Origin of the sequence: Cyclobacterium lianum, assembly GCF_900143075.1 — a bacterium.
Taxonomy (GTDB): domain Bacteria; phylum Bacteroidota; class Bacteroidia; order Cytophagales; family Cyclobacteriaceae; genus Cyclobacterium; species Cyclobacterium lianum.
The window spans coordinates 226,237-244,640 of the sequence record NZ_FRCY01000001.1; the positions used below are offsets into that span (position 1 = coordinate 226,237).

The 18,404-nt window shown below is 47.2% G+C and carries 12 protein-coding genes; 6 read left to right on the top strand and 6 right to left on the bottom strand.

Annotated elements, in window-relative coordinates:
- Positions 1-48: 48 nt before the first annotated feature.
- Entirely contained in the window at positions 49-8,973 is an 8,925-nt protein-coding gene (locus tag BUB19_RS00895; RefSeq protein ID WP_073090287.1) for a non-ribosomal peptide synthetase, read from the top strand.
- 39 nt (positions 8,974-9,012) lie between these two features.
- Positions 9,013-10,020 carry a hypothetical protein gene (locus BUB19_RS00900; protein ID WP_073090290.1) on the top strand — a complete coding sequence of 336 codons (1,008 nt, stop codon included), beginning with the start codon at positions 9,013-9,015 and terminating at the stop codon, positions 10,018-10,020.
- 58 nt (positions 10,021-10,078) lie between these two features.
- Here BUB19_RS00900 and BUB19_RS00905 read toward each other — a convergent pair whose 3' ends face one another.
- A complete protein-coding gene (locus BUB19_RS00905) occupies positions 10,079-12,004 on the bottom strand; it encodes a DUF2207 domain-containing protein (protein WP_073090292.1) in 1,926 nt (641 codons plus the stop codon).
- 3 nt (positions 12,005-12,007) lie between these two features.
- Positions 12,008-12,556, bottom strand: coding sequence for a LemA family protein (locus BUB19_RS00910; protein WP_073090294.1), 549 nt, complete (start codon positions 12,554-12,556; stop codon positions 12,008-12,010).
- Between the two features lie 330 nt (positions 12,557-12,886).
- On the opposite strand from BUB19_RS00910, the gene BUB19_RS00920 reads away from it, so the two are divergent.
- The 4 genes from BUB19_RS00920 to BUB19_RS00935 are packed head-to-tail and all read left to right on the top strand — an operon-like array spanning position 12,887 to position 15,352.
- Positions 12,887-13,234 (top strand): hypothetical protein, encoded by a 348-nt coding sequence (locus tag BUB19_RS00920; RefSeq protein ID WP_073090299.1) that lies wholly within the window; start codon positions 12,887-12,889, stop codon positions 13,232-13,234.
- On the top strand, positions 13,203-13,946 hold the full coding sequence (locus BUB19_RS00925) for a hypothetical protein (protein ID WP_143155871.1): 744 nt from the start codon (positions 13,203-13,205) through the stop codon (positions 13,944-13,946). The genes BUB19_RS00920 and BUB19_RS00925 overlap by 32 nt, the downstream gene beginning before the upstream one ends.
- Positions 13,936-14,742: a sensor histidine kinase gene (locus BUB19_RS00930; protein ID WP_073090306.1), complete on the top strand. Its 807-nt coding sequence runs from the start codon at positions 13,936-13,938 to the stop codon at positions 14,740-14,742. Before BUB19_RS00925 ends, BUB19_RS00930 begins: the two co-directional genes overlap by 11 nt.
- The gene (locus BUB19_RS00935; RefSeq protein ID WP_317041564.1) at positions 14,705-15,352 is read left to right on the top strand and encodes a response regulator transcription factor; all 648 of its coding nucleotides are present in this window, start codon (positions 14,705-14,707) and stop codon (positions 15,350-15,352) included. The genes BUB19_RS00930 and BUB19_RS00935 overlap by 38 nt, the downstream gene beginning before the upstream one ends.
- Positions 15,353-15,635: 283 nt before the next feature.
- Here BUB19_RS00935 and BUB19_RS00940 read toward each other — a convergent pair whose 3' ends face one another.
- The 4 genes from BUB19_RS00940 to BUB19_RS00955 form a co-directional block, all read right to left on the bottom strand.
- On the bottom strand, positions 15,636-16,298 hold the full coding sequence (locus tag BUB19_RS00940) for a phosphatidylserine decarboxylase family protein (RefSeq protein WP_073090312.1): 663 nt from the start codon (positions 16,296-16,298) through the stop codon (positions 15,636-15,638).
- A gap of 107 nt (positions 16,299-16,405) precedes the next feature.
- A complete protein-coding gene (locus BUB19_RS00945; RefSeq protein ID WP_073090315.1) occupies positions 16,406-17,245 on the bottom strand; it encodes a phosphatidate cytidylyltransferase in 840 nt (279 codons plus the stop codon).
- Positions 17,229-17,435, bottom strand: coding sequence for a putative signal transducing protein (locus BUB19_RS00950; protein WP_073090318.1), 207 nt, complete (start codon positions 17,433-17,435; stop codon positions 17,229-17,231). Before BUB19_RS00950 ends, BUB19_RS00945 begins: the two co-directional genes overlap by 17 nt.
- Positions 17,419-18,366: a CPBP family intramembrane glutamic endopeptidase gene (locus BUB19_RS00955; protein WP_073090321.1), complete on the bottom strand. Its 948-nt coding sequence runs from the start codon at positions 18,364-18,366 to the stop codon at positions 17,419-17,421. Before BUB19_RS00955 ends, BUB19_RS00950 begins: the two co-directional genes overlap by 17 nt.
- Between the last annotated feature and the right edge of the window lie 38 nt (positions 18,367-18,404).

Below are 18,404 nucleotides of genomic sequence, written 5' to 3' on the forward strand. Positions count from 1 at the left end.
TTGGGGTGTGCTTTTCCCTGAAAAACGGAAAAGCCGGGAAATAAACTTGTGTTGACTTTGTCTGATGTGCTGAAAACAGAATTCTTTAATACCTCCTCCGGGGAGAAAGCAAGTACCGTTATCGATTTGTTTCAGCAACAGGTGAAAGCAAATCCTCACAAAACGGCAATTGTTGACGGAGAGAAGTTAATAACCTACGAGGGACTGGATGCATTATCCTCCAGGATAGGCACATTCTTCCGGCATTCAATAGGCGAATATCAGCCCGTCGTCCCGGTTTGCATGCCTCCGGGGCATCAGCTCATTGCCACAATTCTGGGGCTGTGGAAGGCCGGTCTTGCATTTGCTCCCCTACTTCCCGAATGGCCGGAAAAGAGAAAATTGAAAATACTCAGCGAGCTTGCTGCCACTTGGGTCCTGACTTCCGAAGGAAATGAGGATTTTGGTACCTCTGCGCCCCATTTGTCGGTATTGCCCTGGACCCGATTTTCGGGAGCATCGACCGAACCATCCGGCAGTTTATTGGCGGGGCAATCGGATCTGGCCTATGTAATGTATACTTCCGGAAGTACCGGCGATCCAAAAGGTGTGATGATAGGACATGCACAGCTCCGTCAGGCGATTCAGACCAGGATTACCTATTACCAGTGTCGACCGGAATTGTTGCTTCTTCCTTCACCCGGTTTTGATGCAGCGCAGGCAGCCATTTTGTGGCCTTTGTGTACAGGGGGAAAACTTTTTACAGCATCCAGAGAGGCCATTCAGGATGTGGAAAGGCTGCCCGAACTGCTACGCCATACCGATACGCTACTTTGTGTTCCCGCTTACTACCGGTTTTTGCTGGAAGAGAGTCTTTTGCCGGGACAGGCCACCAAGAGGGTGATTTTGGGCGGAGAAAAACTGACAAAAGATCTTGTTGACAGTCATTTCCACCTGCAGCCCCAGGCTGCGCTTTACAATGAATATGGCCCCACCGAAGCCACCATTTGGGCTACGGTGGCTGCTGTACAGCCATCTGACACTGAGATTTCGATTGGCAAGCCCATCGGGGGCATGCGTTGTCAGGTCCTGGATCAGGATGGTGGGGCAATCAGCGCCGGGCAATCCGGAGAACTATATCTGGGTGGCAGGCAACTTGCCTGGGGCTATTGGAAGGACCAGAAACTTACCGCTCAAAAATTTGTGCCAGATCCGATTGGAGCGGAAGAAGGAGCTAGACTATATGCCACAGGAGACCTGGTCAGGCAGTTGGCGGATGGGAGCTTTCTGTATGAGGGAAGAATTGACAGACAATTCAAATTTCAGGGAACACGTATTGACCCAACAGAAATCGAGCAGGCTTTGCAGGAAACCGGTAAAGTGAGGGAGGCCTGGGTAAGCCTGGTTAATAACCCAGGACAACCGGAGCAAATCGTAGCTTTCTATATTCCGAAAGGCAGTGTTCGGGAAAGTACTGGTTTACGGCAGGAACTAGCTGCCGGCCTGCCCGCACACATGGTGCCCGCTACCTTTATCGCTCTGGAAAATTTTCCCCTTACAGAGAATGGAAAGGTGGACCATAGGGCATTGCTGTCCGGACTTGAAGAGAAAGCTTTTGTATCTCAAAGGGCAGACCTGGCCGATGCGTTACAGGAAAAAATACATGATGCCTTTAGCGCTTCGCTGGGGATTCCCAATCTCGGAGTAGAGGACAATTTTTTTGAAAGAGGAGGCAACTCTCTGGCAGCCATGCGGCTTCTGGCCAGGCTAAGAAATGAACCTGCCCTTCCGGTTGCGCTGAAAGATGTGTTTGACCATCCCACAATATCCGGCTTGCACCGGCACCTGAAACAGAAAGCTTCCGTAAAGGTGGAAGTGCCGGACGAGTCAGACCATACAGCCCATTCAGAGACCTTTGCGCTCTCTCCTGCACAGCAATCATTGTGGCTGATCGATCAGATAAAAGGCACGGAGGCCTACCACCTTCCGGTGGCCTACAAGCTCACAGGCGATATCAATCCAAAATATCTTGAAAAGGCGATTCAACTGATTGTAGAAAGGCATCCGGTTCTAGCCACAACCTTTCAGGGATCCGGGCAGACTGCCGTAAAGCAAGGGCAAAACTGGAAACTTTCGGTGGTTGACCAAACAGGCGAAACCTATACAGACGCAAACTTTTCCAGGCACTGGCAACCCTTTTTCAGCCGACCCTTTAATCTTGCAGAAGACTTTATGCTGCGGGCTCAATTGATTTGTTTTAAAAGTGGGGAGCAGGTGCTGGGCCTGGTATTTCACCACATCGCTTTTGATGATATTTCCCTGAAGATTTTTCTGAGGGAGCTGTCTGAAAATTATACGCTATTGGACCAGGGATCTGAGCCAGAGCCTGAGTCGCATCCCTTGCCTTTTGCCAGCTACGCCCGGCACAGGCAGCAAAGCCTGGCCGGCACATCCGGAGGGAGGGGACTGGGATCCTGGAGGAAAAAGTTGACAGGCCAGGAGAAGTTGCTGTTTCCCTATGATTTTCCCCACAGCGAGAAGGCCGGACTGGAGGCCGGCGTGCATCGGTTCTACCTGGATGGCGCAGAAATGAGTTCTATAAGGGATTTTAGCAAAGCACATGATGCTACCCTATTCATGACCTTATTGGCCACATTTAAGGTGCTGCTTTACCGTTACACACAGCAGACAGATATTTGCGTGGGGACCACCGTGGTAGATAGAAACCTGCCCGATACAGAAAATGCCATTGGGTATTTTATCAATACCCTGCCACTAAGGACGGAACTGAAACCGGCAGCTTCCTTTCAGGATTTTCTGGATGATGTACGGACCAGTGTTTTGTTTGCTTTAGAACATGCCGAAGTACCGTTTTTGCAGCTTGCCTCTCTTTTCCCTTCTGCAACTGCAAAAGATCAGAATCCGTTTTTTGACCTCATGTTTGTCATGCACGAAGCATCTGAGGGTACTAAAAAACTTCAACTTCCCGGAGTATCTGCCAAGCAGTTAGAGGCAGATCCCATGAGGCCTAAGTTCGCCCTAACCCTAACCCTGGTTGAGGAAGAGGATGGCTTGAGTGGGCATATTGAATTTGATAAAGGCCTGTTTTTGGAGGAAACGGTACAGCGGATAAGCCAGCATTATCTTCAGTTGCTCAGGAGGCTTACCCAGTCAGCCGATATACCGGTAAAGAAAATATCCCTGCTTTCCTCGGCGGAGGTCGATGCCTTTTCGGGGAGAGACAGGTACCGGGAAGGAATAGCATTCCAGACATTTTTTGAGCGATTTGACCGGCAGGTGCAGGAAAGACCCACTGCTACGGCACTGCACATCGGCGCGGAGGAGATCTCCTTCAACAAATTGCACATCAGGTCCATGGAGATTGCCGGATTCCTGCGAAACAATGCAGTGAAGCCCGGAAGTAGGGTAGCACTACTGGTGCAGAGAAGTCTGGACATGGTGGCCGCAATGTTGGGGATTTGGAAAGCAGGTGCAGCTTATGTGCCGGTAGATCCAAACTACCCCGAGGCCCGGATCAGGTATATACTGGAAGATTGCGGAGCGGGATATTTACTCACCGACAAGGCGTCTGAAAACAAACTTCCCAGGGTAGAGGGTCTCGTGAGGATGAATCTGGATGTAAGGCTGGGGCAAAGCCATATCGAAACATCAGGTTATCCGCAGGTCGGGCAGGATCAACCGGCTTATGTGATTTATACCTCTGGAAGTACAGGAAAACCCAAAGGGGTATGTCTGACTCAGGGTAACCTGTCTGCATTTCTGGAATGGTGCGGAAGCGAATTTCCATCAGACGCGTTTGAGTCGGTGTATGCCGTTACTTCCATGTGTTTTGATTTGTCCGTATTTGAGCTGTTTTTTCCTTTGGCCTATGGAAAGCCGGTCAGGATCCTTCCAGATGCTTTGCACATCGCAGCACAGCTGAAGCAGGACAGCAGGGTATTGATAAACACCGTGCCCAGTGTGGTCCGGAAAATGGTGGAGGCTGGTTTGGATTTTGGACCAGTGAGCTTGCTGAACATGGCCGGGGAACCTGTGACTTCCGGTCTGCTGGAAAGCCTGTCCCGGGAGCACCTGGTGATCAGAAACCTCTACGGACCTACCGAAGATACGACCTATTCTACCTGTAAAACACTCAAACCAGGTGGACCGATAACAATAGGCAGGCCTGTAGCGGGCAGTTTTGCCTATGTTTTGGACCAGGATCTGGTGCCTTGTCCGGTCGGTGTGCCAGGTGAAATATATCTGGGAGGGTATGGATTGGCGTCAGGTTATCTGAACAGGCCTGATCTTACGGCAGAGAGATTTGTGCCGAATCCATTTGCCGGACCCAATGGCGGTACCTTATATAAAACAGGTGACCGGGGATGCTGGAAGGGCGATGGGGAAATTATTTTTCTGGGACGGCTGGATAATCAGGTGAAATTAAACGGTTACCGGATAGAGCTCGATGAAATTTCCATCGCGCTGCAGTCACATGCCTCAATTAAAAATGCAGTAGCTGTTTTGCAGGATACGGATACCGGAGAGCAGCAGATCGTTGCTTTTGTGGCAGCAGATGATCGCGTCAGGGAAAGCGATTTGATTGCAGTAATATCGCGTCGTCTGCCACGCTACATGGTTCCTTCAAGGATACAGTTTCTCGATGAGTTACCACTGAGCCCAAATGGGAAGATAGACCGCAAAGCGCTGGAGCGCCTAAAGCCGGAGCCAATCCCCGAAGAGGGACCAGGTTCGTTTGAAGCCCCTTCGACTTTGCTGGAAAGTGATCTGCTTGATATCTGGCGGAAGGTGCTGCAATTTAATGGCCTGGGTGTGAATGCTGATTTTTTTGATTATGGAGGCAATTCGCTGCTGGCTATCCGACTGATCGGGAGGATCAGGGAAACATTGGGTCATGAAGTAAGCATCAGTGAATTGTTTGCGCATCCGTCAGTACGTCAGGTAGCCGCACTTATCGGAGAGCAGGTAGAAAAAGCAGGGGAAGCAGAGCGTATCCCGGCAATGAAACCAAGGCCGGAAAACATTCCCTTGTCTTTTGGCCAGGAAAGCCTATGGCTTACCGATAAACTTGAAGGATCGGTTCAGTACCACATACCTGTTCTGTTAAAATTAAAGGGGCCGGTTTCTTCCGTGCTACTCTCCAATGCTATTCGTAGCATCATGGAACGTCATGAAATACTCAGGACGGTGATCCGCGAACAGGAGGAAGATACCTGGCAGGAAGTGATGCCGGTCCTGGGCTGGCAAATGGCCGCAGACCAGCAAGCAGACAGCGAAGAGGCATTGGATGGGCAAATGGCCGATTTCCTGAACAGACCTTTTGATCTGGGAAGTGACTTTATGCTCAGGGCAAGGCAATTTGCAAGTGGAGAAAGCGAAAGCCTGCTGATGCTGGTTTTTCACCATATCGCATTTGATGGTTGGTCCATTCCCTTGTTTATCAAAGAACTTTTTGCCCTATTGAAAGCAGAACTTTCCGGGGAAAACCTCTTGTTACCCCACCTGAAAATTCAATATGCAGATTACGCACTGTGGCAGAGAGAAAGATTTACTGACGCGGTGCTGAACGATAAGCTACAATTCTGGAAAGATCATTTGAGGGGTGTCCGGCCTATCCATCTCAATGAGCCTTCTGCAGGAATATCAAAGCGAAGCAATGAGGGTGCGACTTTTGATTTCCAGATCGGACCCGATCAGAAGCATGCCATGCTCGGGTTGGGTAAAAAGCTGGGTCTTTCTCCTTTTATGATTTTGCTGACTGTGTTTAAATCGCTGTTGGAAAGAACCAGCGGTCAGCAGGATATCTGTGTTGGGACAGCAGTAAGTGGCAGGAAGCAGGCAGAACTGGAACCGCTTCTGGGCTATTTTGTCAATCCGCTCCCCATCCGTACCGTACTGAAACCAGAGAGTACTTTTACAGAAATCCTGTTGCGGGTGAAGCAAAATACATTGCAGGCATACGAGCACCAGGATGTACCCTTCGAAAAAATCGTTGCGGCCACCGCCCAGTCAAGGCAACTGGGTGTGAACCCCTTGTTTCAGGTCATGTTTGTCATGGAATACGGCAATGAAAACCAGAATTTTTCGAATAACCTGTCCATGGAAGTTGTCCCAGTGCAACAGACCACTTCGAAGTTTGACCTGACCTTTCTGGTAAATGAAAACAAGGGGGCTTTTAATGTTCGGATAGAATATGCGAGGGATATATTTGACCCGGTATTCATCGAAAAGCTCGCTGAGGACTTTGCGGACATTCTGGGGCGAATGCTGGAAAACCCGGAGCTCGAGCTCGGGGATATTTCGTCAGATCGCGTCTCCGGCACCATTGGAGAAATATATTCCGGGGAAGCAGCCCAAAATGCTGTTTTTACACCCGCACATCAGCAAATTGAGCAAATGGTCGCCAGAGACACTTCCAGGCCGGCAGTCGTTTTTGGAGAAAAGATTCTGAGCTATGGTGATCTGAATATCAAAGCCAACCAACTCGCTCATTATCTGCTGAAGAAGGGCCTCGAGAAGGGCGACATCGTAGGCTTGCTCGTCGACAGGTCACCCAAATATTACATAGGCATGCTGGGAATTCTGAAAGCAGGAGGCGCTTATCTTCCGGTAGACAGTGATTTTCCGGATTACCGGATCAGCTACATGCTGGAAGATTCCTGCAGATTTTACCTGACGGAATCCGGCATACACGACCGCCTGGAAACCAAAGTGGAAAGGATCATGTGGCATGATTTCGATACGGAAACTGCCTCCCTTCCTGACCATAATCCCCAGCTAAATGTATCTGGTGATGACCCGGCATACATTATTTATACCTCCGGTACCACCGGCAAGCCCAAGGGTGTCCGTCTGGATCATGCCAACGTAAACCATTTCATCGCAGTCGTGGGAGCGCAACCAGGGCTCTCCAAAGACGACAAGATCCTGGGCGTAAGCTCCGTATCATTTGATATCGCTGTGCTGGAAACACTGGTTGCTCTCGTTTTCGGTGCCCGAACCTACATGCTTGGTCAGCAGGAGCGCAAAGAGCCGGATGTTATTGTTGATACTTTACGCAGAGAGGGCATCACGCTCATGTTTGCAACGCCATCCCATTGGAAGATGCTCCTGCTCAATGGCTGGAGTGAAAGATCTGACAAGCTGAAAATCATCAGCGGAGGGGAACACCTGGAGAAAGCTCTTGCCGACAGGCTGCTGCCTCTCTGCCGGCAGTTGTGGAACGTGTATGGACCCACCGAGACCAGCGTTTACTCCACCATCAAGCGGGTGTCCTCTACTGACAAGCCGATGACTGTTGGCAAACCGGTCAGGAACACAAGAATCCATATATTAGATGGGGAAAGGAATCCGGTACGAAAAGGAGCTAAGGGGGAGATTTTCATCGAAGGTCATGGCCTTGCCAGAGGCTACATCAACAGCCCTGATCTTACCCGGGAAAAATTTCTGGAGCTGATCGCTGAAAACGGGCAGGTGCGGAGATTGTACAAAACTGGTGATCTGGGTAGCATCAGTGCAGACGAAGAACTGATAGTCGCTGGGAGGCTGGATCACCAGGTAAAAATCCGGGGATACAGGCTGGAGCTAGGGGAAGTGGAAAATGCCATTCGTAGCTTGAAGGGTGTGGGGGATGTGATCGTACATGTAAAGAAGGACCTGGATGACATGCCTTTTTTGGTTGCCTATGTAGTGGTAAATTCTGGAGAAGCCAGGGCAGCAGGGAGCCGAAGTCGAATTTCTTCTGAGCAGGTAAAACAATGGAAAAGTCAGCTCAGCCTGAGCCTGGCCGATTATATGATTCCGACAGACTTTGTGGGGATGGAAAGATTTCCTTTAATGGAAAACGGCAAAGTGAACCGCAATGCTTTGCCCTATCCGGACCGGGTTTCCCATCCCTATGTTGCCATAGAGGAAGAAATGAGTCCGGAAGAGCGGCTGGTTGCCGATATCTGGAAGAAGGCACTGGGAAGAGATGCGATCAGAAAGAGGGATAATTTCTTTGAAATTGGTGGCCATTCCCTCACTGCGGTAAGGGTGATGGTGCAGTTGGAGAAAGTATTTGGCATCAAGCTGCCCCTATCGGTACTATTCAGGTATCCTACGGTTCAAAAACTGTCCCAGGCAATCAAAAGTGGCGTACTGGGAGATAGTGAGTGGAAGAGTCTGGTGGCCATCAAAACTTCCGGTAGCAAGCCCCCTTTGTATATCGTGCATGGTGGAGGGTTAAATATTCTGCCATTTTACGCGGTGGCGAAAAAAATGGATCGCGAGCAGCCGGTCTTCGGCATCCAGGCCAAAGGACTGGACGGTGTGGCACAGCCTCTGAGTAGAGTGGAGGACATTGCTTCCCAGTATCTTAGCGAAGTATTGCAACAAAATCCCGATGGGCCATACTTTTTGGCAGGATATTCGTTAGGAGGAATTATAGCATTCGAAATGGCGTTTCAATTGTTGGAAATGGGGAAGCAGGTTGAAAAATTGGTCTTGTTTGATACCTATGCCTTCCAAAGTGATCACAATAAGCCTTTTTGGAAGCGGACTTTCAATCAGATCAGACACGCTATTGGAAAAAGAAAGTTTGATGTGGAGTTATTGATCGAGCAGCCTGCTATATTTAAACGAAAAAAGAGGCAATCGTTTGAGAAAAAGATCAATAGGCTCCGACGTTTGTTCAATCCAGACCGGGAAAACCCTGAATCCTCCCTGCTGCAAACCTACAAGCGGGTAGAATATGTATACAAAGAGGCTTGCCGGGAATACAGCATAAAAAAGTATCCAGGTTCAGTAGACTTGATCAAAGCCAGGATTGCGGCGGGGTACCTTCCGGATAAGGCCTGTTTCGGATGGAAACCTTTTGTCAAGGAATTGCGGGTATGGGAGGCTGATGGTGAACACATCACCATGCTGTCTCCGCCAAACGATGCCTCATTTGGCAAGCTGCTTCAGCGGGTGATAGACCATAAAAAAGAATAATAACAAAATATAATATCCCTATCTATTAATTTATCAAAAATGAAAAAACTAAGCATTTATCCCCTATTGCTACTGATCATCATGGCAGCATGTACTGTGGAAGAACCAAATCCGCCCCAGGAGCCGGAAGATCCGGAAAATCCGGCACCACGGGACCCGGAAATAGAAGTACCGTTTATTGAAGGTACCAATATCGTCTTTACTCCTCTAGAGGAGGCAGCAGAGAGACTGGGTACTTCTGATAGCTATACCGAGCTGTTAAGTAAGTTTGACCTGGCCTCCAGGACCAAGAATAAGGCAAGCACAGAAGAAGAGGATTACCTTACTTATGCCTCTCAACAAGCCCAGGCATGGACTGAGGAAGAAAAAACTGTGTTGGAAGAGCGGATTTTGGGAATAAAGGATAAAATAGAAGCCATGGGGCTCCAGCTGGAGTTTCCGGAGGAAATTCTGTTGATCAAATCTACAATGGAGGAAGAAGGCGGTGCAGTAAGCTATACCCGTGAAAACTACATTGTGGTACGCGGACTGGTTAATGAAAGTTTTCTGATCCACGAGCTGTTTCATATTTTGACCCGCTTCAAGCCGGAAGTAAGAAAGGACCTGTTTGAGACAATCAATTTTTATGAAAGCAACCGCATTGCTTACCCGGAAAGTATACGGGATTTTGTCATTACAAATCCTGATGCTCCGTTTCTGGAACATACCATCACCTTGCAGATCGACGGGCAGAGTGAGGAAGTGGTGTTTATCCTGATTTCTGAGGAAGAGTGGGATGGCGGCTCCTTTTTCACTTACCTGAAACAACGCCTGATGTTTGTAGAAGGTGGAGATGATGACAAGCAGGCTACCTTGGTAGATAATATGCCTGTATTGAAAAATTTTGCCGCTGCTACTGACCTCAAGCAGAAAATTGGTGACAATACCAGTTATACCTTACACCCAGAGGAAATTCTGGCAGAGCATTTTGTGATGCTGCTGCAGGAGGCAGAAGTACCGGAACCTTCGTACCTGGAGGCCATGAAAACCGTATTGCAGCAACAATAGTATTGATATTCTGATAAGTAAAAACCCTGAAAGTAGCATTCAGGGTTTTTTTTTGCTGCTACCAGCCACCGCCTCCGCCGCCACCTCCGCCTCCGCCGGAACTGCCTCCTCCACCACTACCGGATTTGGAACCCGGAGGACTGGCCGAATTGCTCAAAGCGGAGCCAAATGATTTTCCCAGATTGGAGGAAAATCCAGCCAGTGAACCAGCGGCAAAGCCGGTGCCGGCATACCAGGAAGGTTGATAACGGCGTGTAGCCTGGCGTTCTTCTCCCGACAGGGAGTTGATTTTATTTTCGAAGGCTTTGCCCCAGGATTCGCCCACATCCAGAGCCAGTGCATAGGGCAGATATTTTTCAAAAATCTCAGGGGTCATGCCCGGCGGATTGTAGGTTTCCAGAAGGGGTTTCTCTGCGGCGTTGAGGTACATCCGGAATCCTTCGATTTCATCCATTACCCTTCTGCCTTTTTCGGTGGGGGCTTTAATCAGGAAAGCGAAAACTACATTGATCAGCCCCAAAACTAGCGCGGTCAATAAAAAGCCTACAGGAAATTGTGCATCAAAGAAATAGATGGCAACGGCCGGAAAGGCCAGGGCAAACAAAAAGCTGAATACTTCACTGATAATTGTACTCATCTTTACGTATCCATAATCCAGGTAATGCATGATGGTCATAAACACCTTACCTAAAAACATGAGGAAAAACAAGCAGAAAAATAATCCCATGATCAGAAATACATTTTCTGACTCCAGGGAGTTATCCATGGTGTATTTTACGCCCAAAATTATGCTGGCGATAGAAATCAATATACCCGGAACCAGCCAGGCATAATTGTTTTTAAAATGACTGCCCTGAAATCGCTCCTTCAAGTCCTTTTGCAGGCCTTTCATCGCCCCGCCTATCTTTTTGTGTTCTTTCTGATTGAGGCTGATGCGCTGACTTGCACCCGGAAAAAGGTTGGACATGATGCGCTGGTAACCACTGTTGCTGGTCTCAGGAAAATCGATTTTTTCAAGCTCATATTTCTTTTTCCTTTCTTCGTTAATTTTCAGCCAGCCATTGGTGGCCAGCGCCACTATGGCGGCCACATAGGCCTTCGTATCAAAGCCCATTTTGTACAGGTACCTTACGGCAGGGGCATCCAGATTTTCGGGAACCTCAAAGAGGGGGTAAATCCCACCCTTGTGCGGATCCTTACCCACCCTGGACCAGGCATAAAAATAATAGGCAAAAGCAAGTATAAGGCCAACCAGGACGGTGAATATGCCTGCATTGTCACCCAGGAATTCCTTTGTCTGCTGGGCCGTTCCAGGGGGAGCGATCAGCCCTTTCTGCCAGGCTACAGCTACGGTTAATGGTTCCCCCGCATTCAGCGGTTCATTTACTTTAACTAAAAGGCTGCGGTCAGATTCCTTTTCTATATCGCAGGGGCAATCACTGCTTCCGGCAGGACCTGCATAGGCAGTGTACTGGTCCATATTCCCCCCCTCCGGAAGGACAACTCTTGCCGATGCCTCCAGAATCCGGAAATCCCAACTGTCTCCTATGGCATTCCAATACAGTTCATCGAAATCTTCGAAAAATCCGATCTGCCTGTTGGTAGTATATACAAGGGTGTAATCGTAAATACCAGGATCCAGAAAGGTGTTTTCTTCACCTATCCGCACTACTTCGTAGTCACCCTGACGGATGACCTGATAGGGCTCACTTTCACCATCTCTGAGAACCTCCACTACCTCAAATCCAACCCGGACCTGATTGTTGTAGCGGTCCCTGTAGCGGACGGGAAAACTCCGGAAAATGCCTCTTTGGATAGCATTCCCGGTGCTCCTTACCTGTATTTCTTCAGTTACCAGCAGAGAGCCATCCGATTGGATTTCTATTTCGCTGTGGTAACGAAGTATTTCTTCGCTTTCCTGCGCCTGAGCGAAAGAAAAGCAGAGCGAATAAATAAAGGTTAGAGATAGAAAGATCTGGCGCATTGTTTAGCTTAAATTGATTTCTGGTACCATTCTGTCAGATTCATCTGAGAGTGCAAAGAAATCAAACTTTGCAAACCCAAAAATCCTCGCAATGATATTGGAAGGGAAAGATTCGATTTTGATATTGAGCTCCCGTACAGTGCCATTATAATATCTTCTGGATTTTTGAAGATAGTCTTCAATTTCGGATAGCTGCTGCTGCAGCTTCAAAAAATTGCCATCTGCTTTCAGGTCCGGATAGGCCTCAGCAATGAACATCAGCCGTTTCAGTGATCTTCCCAGTTCGGAAGCAGTTTTGGCCTGGTCCGGGACGGTCTGCCCCAAGAGGCTTTGGTTTCGCAAATTAGTAATTTCTTCCAGTAATTGTCTTTCGTGAGTGGCATACCCCTTTACAGTAGTGACAAGGTTCGGTACCAGATCTGCCCTTCTTTTCAACTGAACATCTATACCGCTCCATCCCTCCCGGGCATTGTTGCGCAGACGAATGAGCCGGTTGTAGGTAGTAATAACCAAAACGAACAGGATACCAATGATCAAAAGGGAGACTATCATGCGTTTGAATAATTTATTGGATATGTATCAGGGACCAAAATAGCTATTTTATTCCAAAAGGAACCTGCAGTAGCAGAATTTGATGCAAAGACTACGCTTTGTTGTACAGATAACTTGAAAAAAAGGCCATTTACCGGGTTTAAATTTGTCAGTAAGGCAAAAAATAGGTAGTTGATTTTGGAAAAGTGGCTTGTGGGGATTAAATGCATGAATGCCAATTTATTGTTTGGCCAGTAGCAAACAGGAGTATTTTTTTTAATTATTCCGTACTTTATACACAGGAATAGTTAATTTTGATTATCACTAAATCACCTAAAAGCAAATTTTCCCATGGATTTTAAGAAATTTGACAGACTGAAGCAGAACTACAACACGTTTATCACTGAGGCGGAAAAGGCAATCAACAAAGAAAAGGCCATTGAGCAGACCAGATCGGTATGGTTTGATAGAAGAGTGATCGAGAAATTGCTGGCGGAAACAGATCCGGAGACCGGGGGCATCAAAATTTTTCTCGGGATGTATGATGAAGACACCCTGTCTGAACGGGAAGATCAGGAACGAGCAGAAGCCTATATTGGCAAACTGACCCTGGTGCTTGCAGCTTCCGACGGGAATAAAGATCCAGACCAGGAAACCATGATCATAAATGGAGGCAAGGTTTGTCCCCCCGATTGTTGATATTGCTGTAGCAAACAATGCCATTATTCCCATGACCCCGTTTTTATACCTTTCCTTTATTGGCCTTGGTTTGTTGTTTTCGTTGTTTTTTTTCTATCTAAACCACAGGTATGGTTTGGAAGAAAGAAAATCACATTTGCTTATTTTTTTTATCATCGTATATGTGATGGCCTTTGAGCTTTATGCCTACTACCTGGTGCAGCAAGGGCGACAAAACGTGCTGGTTTACAACCTTTTCTTTGTAATTGGCGAGACACTGTTGATTTTGGCCTACCTGAATGCGCTAATCGATCAGCAAAGGATAAAAAAGGCATTGCTCTTTTTTATCCCCTGTTTTTTGATTTGGGCGGCGGTCAATGCGCTTTTTTTCCAGCACCCTACGGCGATGTTTCAGCACTACACCCACCTGCTGGGAAGCTTCGGGATCGTGGCCCTTTGTTGTTACCTGCTGTACAGGATATTTCTGGTAGACGGATATTGGGACCAGCCGCTGCTGAGCGTACCCCACTTTTGGAACATAGCTGCTATACTCCTCTTCTACTGTCCCAATTTTATCTACTTTGGGTCCATCAATCTATTGTGGGATATCGATAAATGGTACCTGACGGTATTGGCTTCCCTGAACCGGATTTTTGCGGCACTGCTATACCTGATTTTTGGCCTTTCTTTTTATTCCAGCTTGATTTTCATGAGGAGCGGAAATGGAAGATAGTTCTTTAAATACCTTTCTTGCAATTCTCACGGGCGTAGTACTGATGGTGATCATGGCGGTATTTATCATCACCATCGTGGTGATTCACCGGCAGCGGCAGATCAAAAACCGGCACAAAATTCAGATCCTGAAAGCAGATTATGAAAACACCATATTGAATGCAGAAAAGGAAATTCGGGAGCAAACACTGCATCATGTTAGTCAGGAGCTACATGACAACATCGGACAATTGCTTTCCCTCACCAAGTTGGTGTTGAACAATCCGGATGGCTCAGGTCTGGGCGAAGGCAGGAAATTGATCAATCAGGTAATCAGAGAAGTAAGGGGCCTGTCCAAATCCATCAACCGCGATTATATCAGGGAACTGGCGTTTGAGCACTTTTTGAAGGAAGAACTGGCCAGAATAGAAAAGACCGGCTATTGTACTACGGCATTTGAACAGTCAGGAGATCCGGTCGATATGCTGGAGGGAGACAAAAAGCTGGTGTTGATCCGAATGGTTCAGGAATGTTTGAACAATGCGATCAAACATGCCTCCCCAAGCCTGATCAGTATCAAGCTTAGCTTGGACGAAAATGAATTGGTATTGGTGATTGCGGATGACGGAATAGGGTTCGATACTTCACAGACTTCCAATGGTCTGGGTATAAAAAACTTAAAATCCCGCATACAGGCCATTGAGGGAAGGGTAGAGGTAAATTCTGTTCCCGATGCAGGCACCGAAATCAGGATAATGTTAGAGAGAGGAAAACTAGCGCATGATGGAAAACAAAACGAGGATCTTATTGGCAGATGATCACAAGCTTTTTGCCGCCGGGATTCAAAACCTGCTGTCAAGAGAGGCTGACTTCGAAGTAACCGGTGTTTTTCACAATGGGAGGGAAGCACTGGAAGCGCTTGAAACAATCAGGGTGGATCTGGTTATCACAGATATGAACATGCCGGGGACCAACGGTCTGGCCATTCTTCAGCATATCAAAAAAAAACGGTGGAAAACCAAGACCATCGTGCTTTCCATGTATGATGAAGAAGAAATTTTCCGGAAATGTATCAAACAGGGTGTCAATGCCTATATTTTGAAAAATGCCGATCCGGATGAGCTTATTTTTACGATCAGAGAGGTAATGGAAGACAGGTATCTGGCTAATTTTGATCACGTCCTGCAACAAGCCGAAGACGATGATTTCGAGCAGTACGACCATTTCAAGACCGCCTTTAAACTTTCCAAGCGGGAAATAGAGATTCTAAAGTGGATTGCAAAAGGCAAAACCAGCAAGGAGGTGGCTGATGAGCTGCACCTGAGTATTTTTACGGTAGAAACACACCGTAAGCACCTCCATCAAAAGCTTGAAGTGTCTTCCGTGGCGGAATTGGTAAAAAAGGCACTGGATATGGGCCTTGGCTGACCACCGGTACAGTTTGGGAATGAGCCTGCCTCCGTGAAAAGAACGGCGCGCAGACCTCGCGAATCGCCTGATGATTGCCTGAAGAAACGGCGTACTGCATTTTCTATACCCTATCAGGTAACGCCTAAAGCAACCGGCGCGGGTTTCGGGGGGCAGCATACCGACTGCGGGCTTATCGCAGGCGCATTATATACGCTATCCTGCTATATACAAGGGGGATCTCTTACTAAAAACGATACTTGAAAGTGAGCTCCGGATAGATACCTTAGAAATTTTGATCGGATCAGGATTTGAACCTGGCCAGGGGAGTGATGCCAGCTCTCGCTACCTGATCGATATCTACCAGAATTTCGGCATCTGTAGGAATAAATACATCTACCCTTGAGCCAAATTTGATGAATCCGAATTCGTGTCCCTGCACAAGAGGATCGCCTTCCCCTACATACCACTTGATCCTTCTGGCCATGGCGCCGGCGATTTGCCTTACCATAAGCTGAATGCCACTGCTATGTTCAATTACCAGAGAGGTGCGTTCATTGTCAGTACTGGATTTAGGATGCCAGGCGACAAGGTACTTTCCCGGATGGTATTTAAAATATTTGAGTATGCCGGTGATGGGAGAGCGGTTGACGTGCACATTGATCGGAGACATGAATATAGATACCTGGATTCTCTCTTCCCTGAGGTATTCCTCTTCAAAGGTTTTTTCTATGGCCACGACCTTGCCGTCGGCGGGAGCATAGATCAGGTGGGGGTCATCGGGTAGGGGTATGGCTGGATTTCGGAAAAATTGTAAAATGGCCAGATAGAGGATGATGCTGCCCAACAAAACTAAATTCAGCAACATGTCCTTTTCCGGAAAGGCCTGGTGCAAGCCAATATTGATGGCAGCAAGAACGATCAGGGTCCAGAACAAAAGTGATTTTCCTTCTTTATGAATGGTCATGGCGATACAACATTTAATCCAAATAAAGCGTTTTTGGATGCCCGGCAAAAGGCTAACAACAGGAGGTACGCTTCCCGTTACAATATTAGCATTTTTTTGAGGATATATTAAAATATTTTCAAGAATGCTACAATAAATGGGGTGGATAACAATAAACCATCAAAACGGTCCATAAACCCACCATGGCCCGGAAGGCCCTTTCCGGAATCCTTGATGGCTATACTCCTCTTGAAAAGCGATTCTATCAGGTCTCCGTAGGTGCCTGCGATGATGATGATGGTCATGATGCAAAACCACTGCCATTCCGGAAGAACAGTAAAATTTTTGGAAATGAAATAGGTGACTACCAATGCCGTGAATGCTCCCCCTAGACTGCCTTCCCATGATTTTTTGGGAGACACCCGCTCAAAAAGCTTCGTTTTTCCAAATTTGGTACCGGCAAAAAAGGCCCCGGAGTCGCTGGCCCACAGAATGAAAAGCGAGCCGATGATGATTTCAAAATGAAAAGTTTTGTCCACTGAAAAGGCGGCTACTGTGAGCAGTGAAAAAGGAATGGCTACATAGAAAATGCCCAATATGGTATAGGCGATGCCGGTAAAGGGTTTTTTGTCTGATTTTCTGTACAACTTGATAAAGAAAATCATGGATACCAGAGGGAAAACAAGGAAATAATAAGCGATTGGGATGATTTTCATCTCCTCTAAAAATGTGAAGGTAAAGATCAAAAGTCCGACAAAAGTCCCAAAACTCTTCAATGGAAGCATCCCATCCAAACCGGAAAGCTTGTAAAACTCCATTTGGGTGAAACCAAGAATGATGGCAAAGGTGGCATAATACGACCATTCGCTATATATGGTACTGGTAATGATAACAACCGCCCCAAGCAGTGCTGTGATCACACGCTGTGCCAGATTGCTGTAGTTGCTGATACTAAAACGAGATCTCATGATCAATAATGTTTAATGCCCGGACGGCATCTTCCCTGACAACCATCACTTCAATGTTACCGTGAATCTTGTAAACCGGATCTTTTTTATTCAGGATAACTGCTGCTATACCTTTTTCTTCCAAAACACCTTTGACAATTTCTGCCCGAATCGGAGCATCGGTTACAAAAACTTTATGCCATTTTCCCATATTGTTTTGATTTCTCCAGTTTCAAAAACATCCGCCAGCTCATCAGAAAAACGATAGCTCCCAGAAGCACATATTCCCAATGCAATTGGCTCGAATCTTCCATATCAAATTCCACCAGATCGAATTTATTCAGATAGACCATGAATACGGTAAAGGTATTGTTCAAAATATGGGCCAGCGTGGGATAGACCAGGCTGCCGGAATAGAGGTAAAGGTAACCAAACAAAGCTCCGAGCATCAGCCTGGGTAGAAAACCGTAGAATTGAAAATGGATGGCAGAAAAGATGAAAGCCGTGATCCAGACACCCAGATGGGCACTTCCTGTGTAATGGTGCAGTTTTGGTTGCAGGATACCGCGGAAGAGGTATTCTTCCCCAATGCCCGCCAGTACGCCTATGACCAGAACGCCCATTAACAATTCTCCAACGGAATCAAAATCGGTCAGGAACCTGGTCAATTGCATGAGTTGGTCTTCTTTTTCCCGGAACATTGTTTCCAGTCCACGCATGGAATCGGGGAATTCCACATTCATATTCAGGTAAACCAGCAAGGAATTGAGCAGCACAAAGCCCAGCAGCAAAGGCACCGTGATCCCTATCTGTGCTGGTATGGTCCGGGTAAAATGGGTTTTTATCTTTAACGTTTTCTTATCTACGAAGCGTATGAATATCCATCCTCCTGCCAGAAATGCCAGTCCGCCACCCAATCCCTGAATAAACAAAAACGCCATCCTGCTGTTTGGGTGGTTCAGAGTAGTTTGGAGTAGTCCTGGTAGCTGATCAAATGAAATTCCAAATAATACAGGTATCAAACCTATGGCGATGGTCTGTAGGATAGCAAGGGTACCAAATACGATCAGCACCAAAACTGTGATAGAAAGCAGCCAATGCTGATGTACCTGTTGGCCCGCCCGATGTTCATATATTTCCATATTCTCAGTAAATTTACATGAAATAGCGTGCACCACAA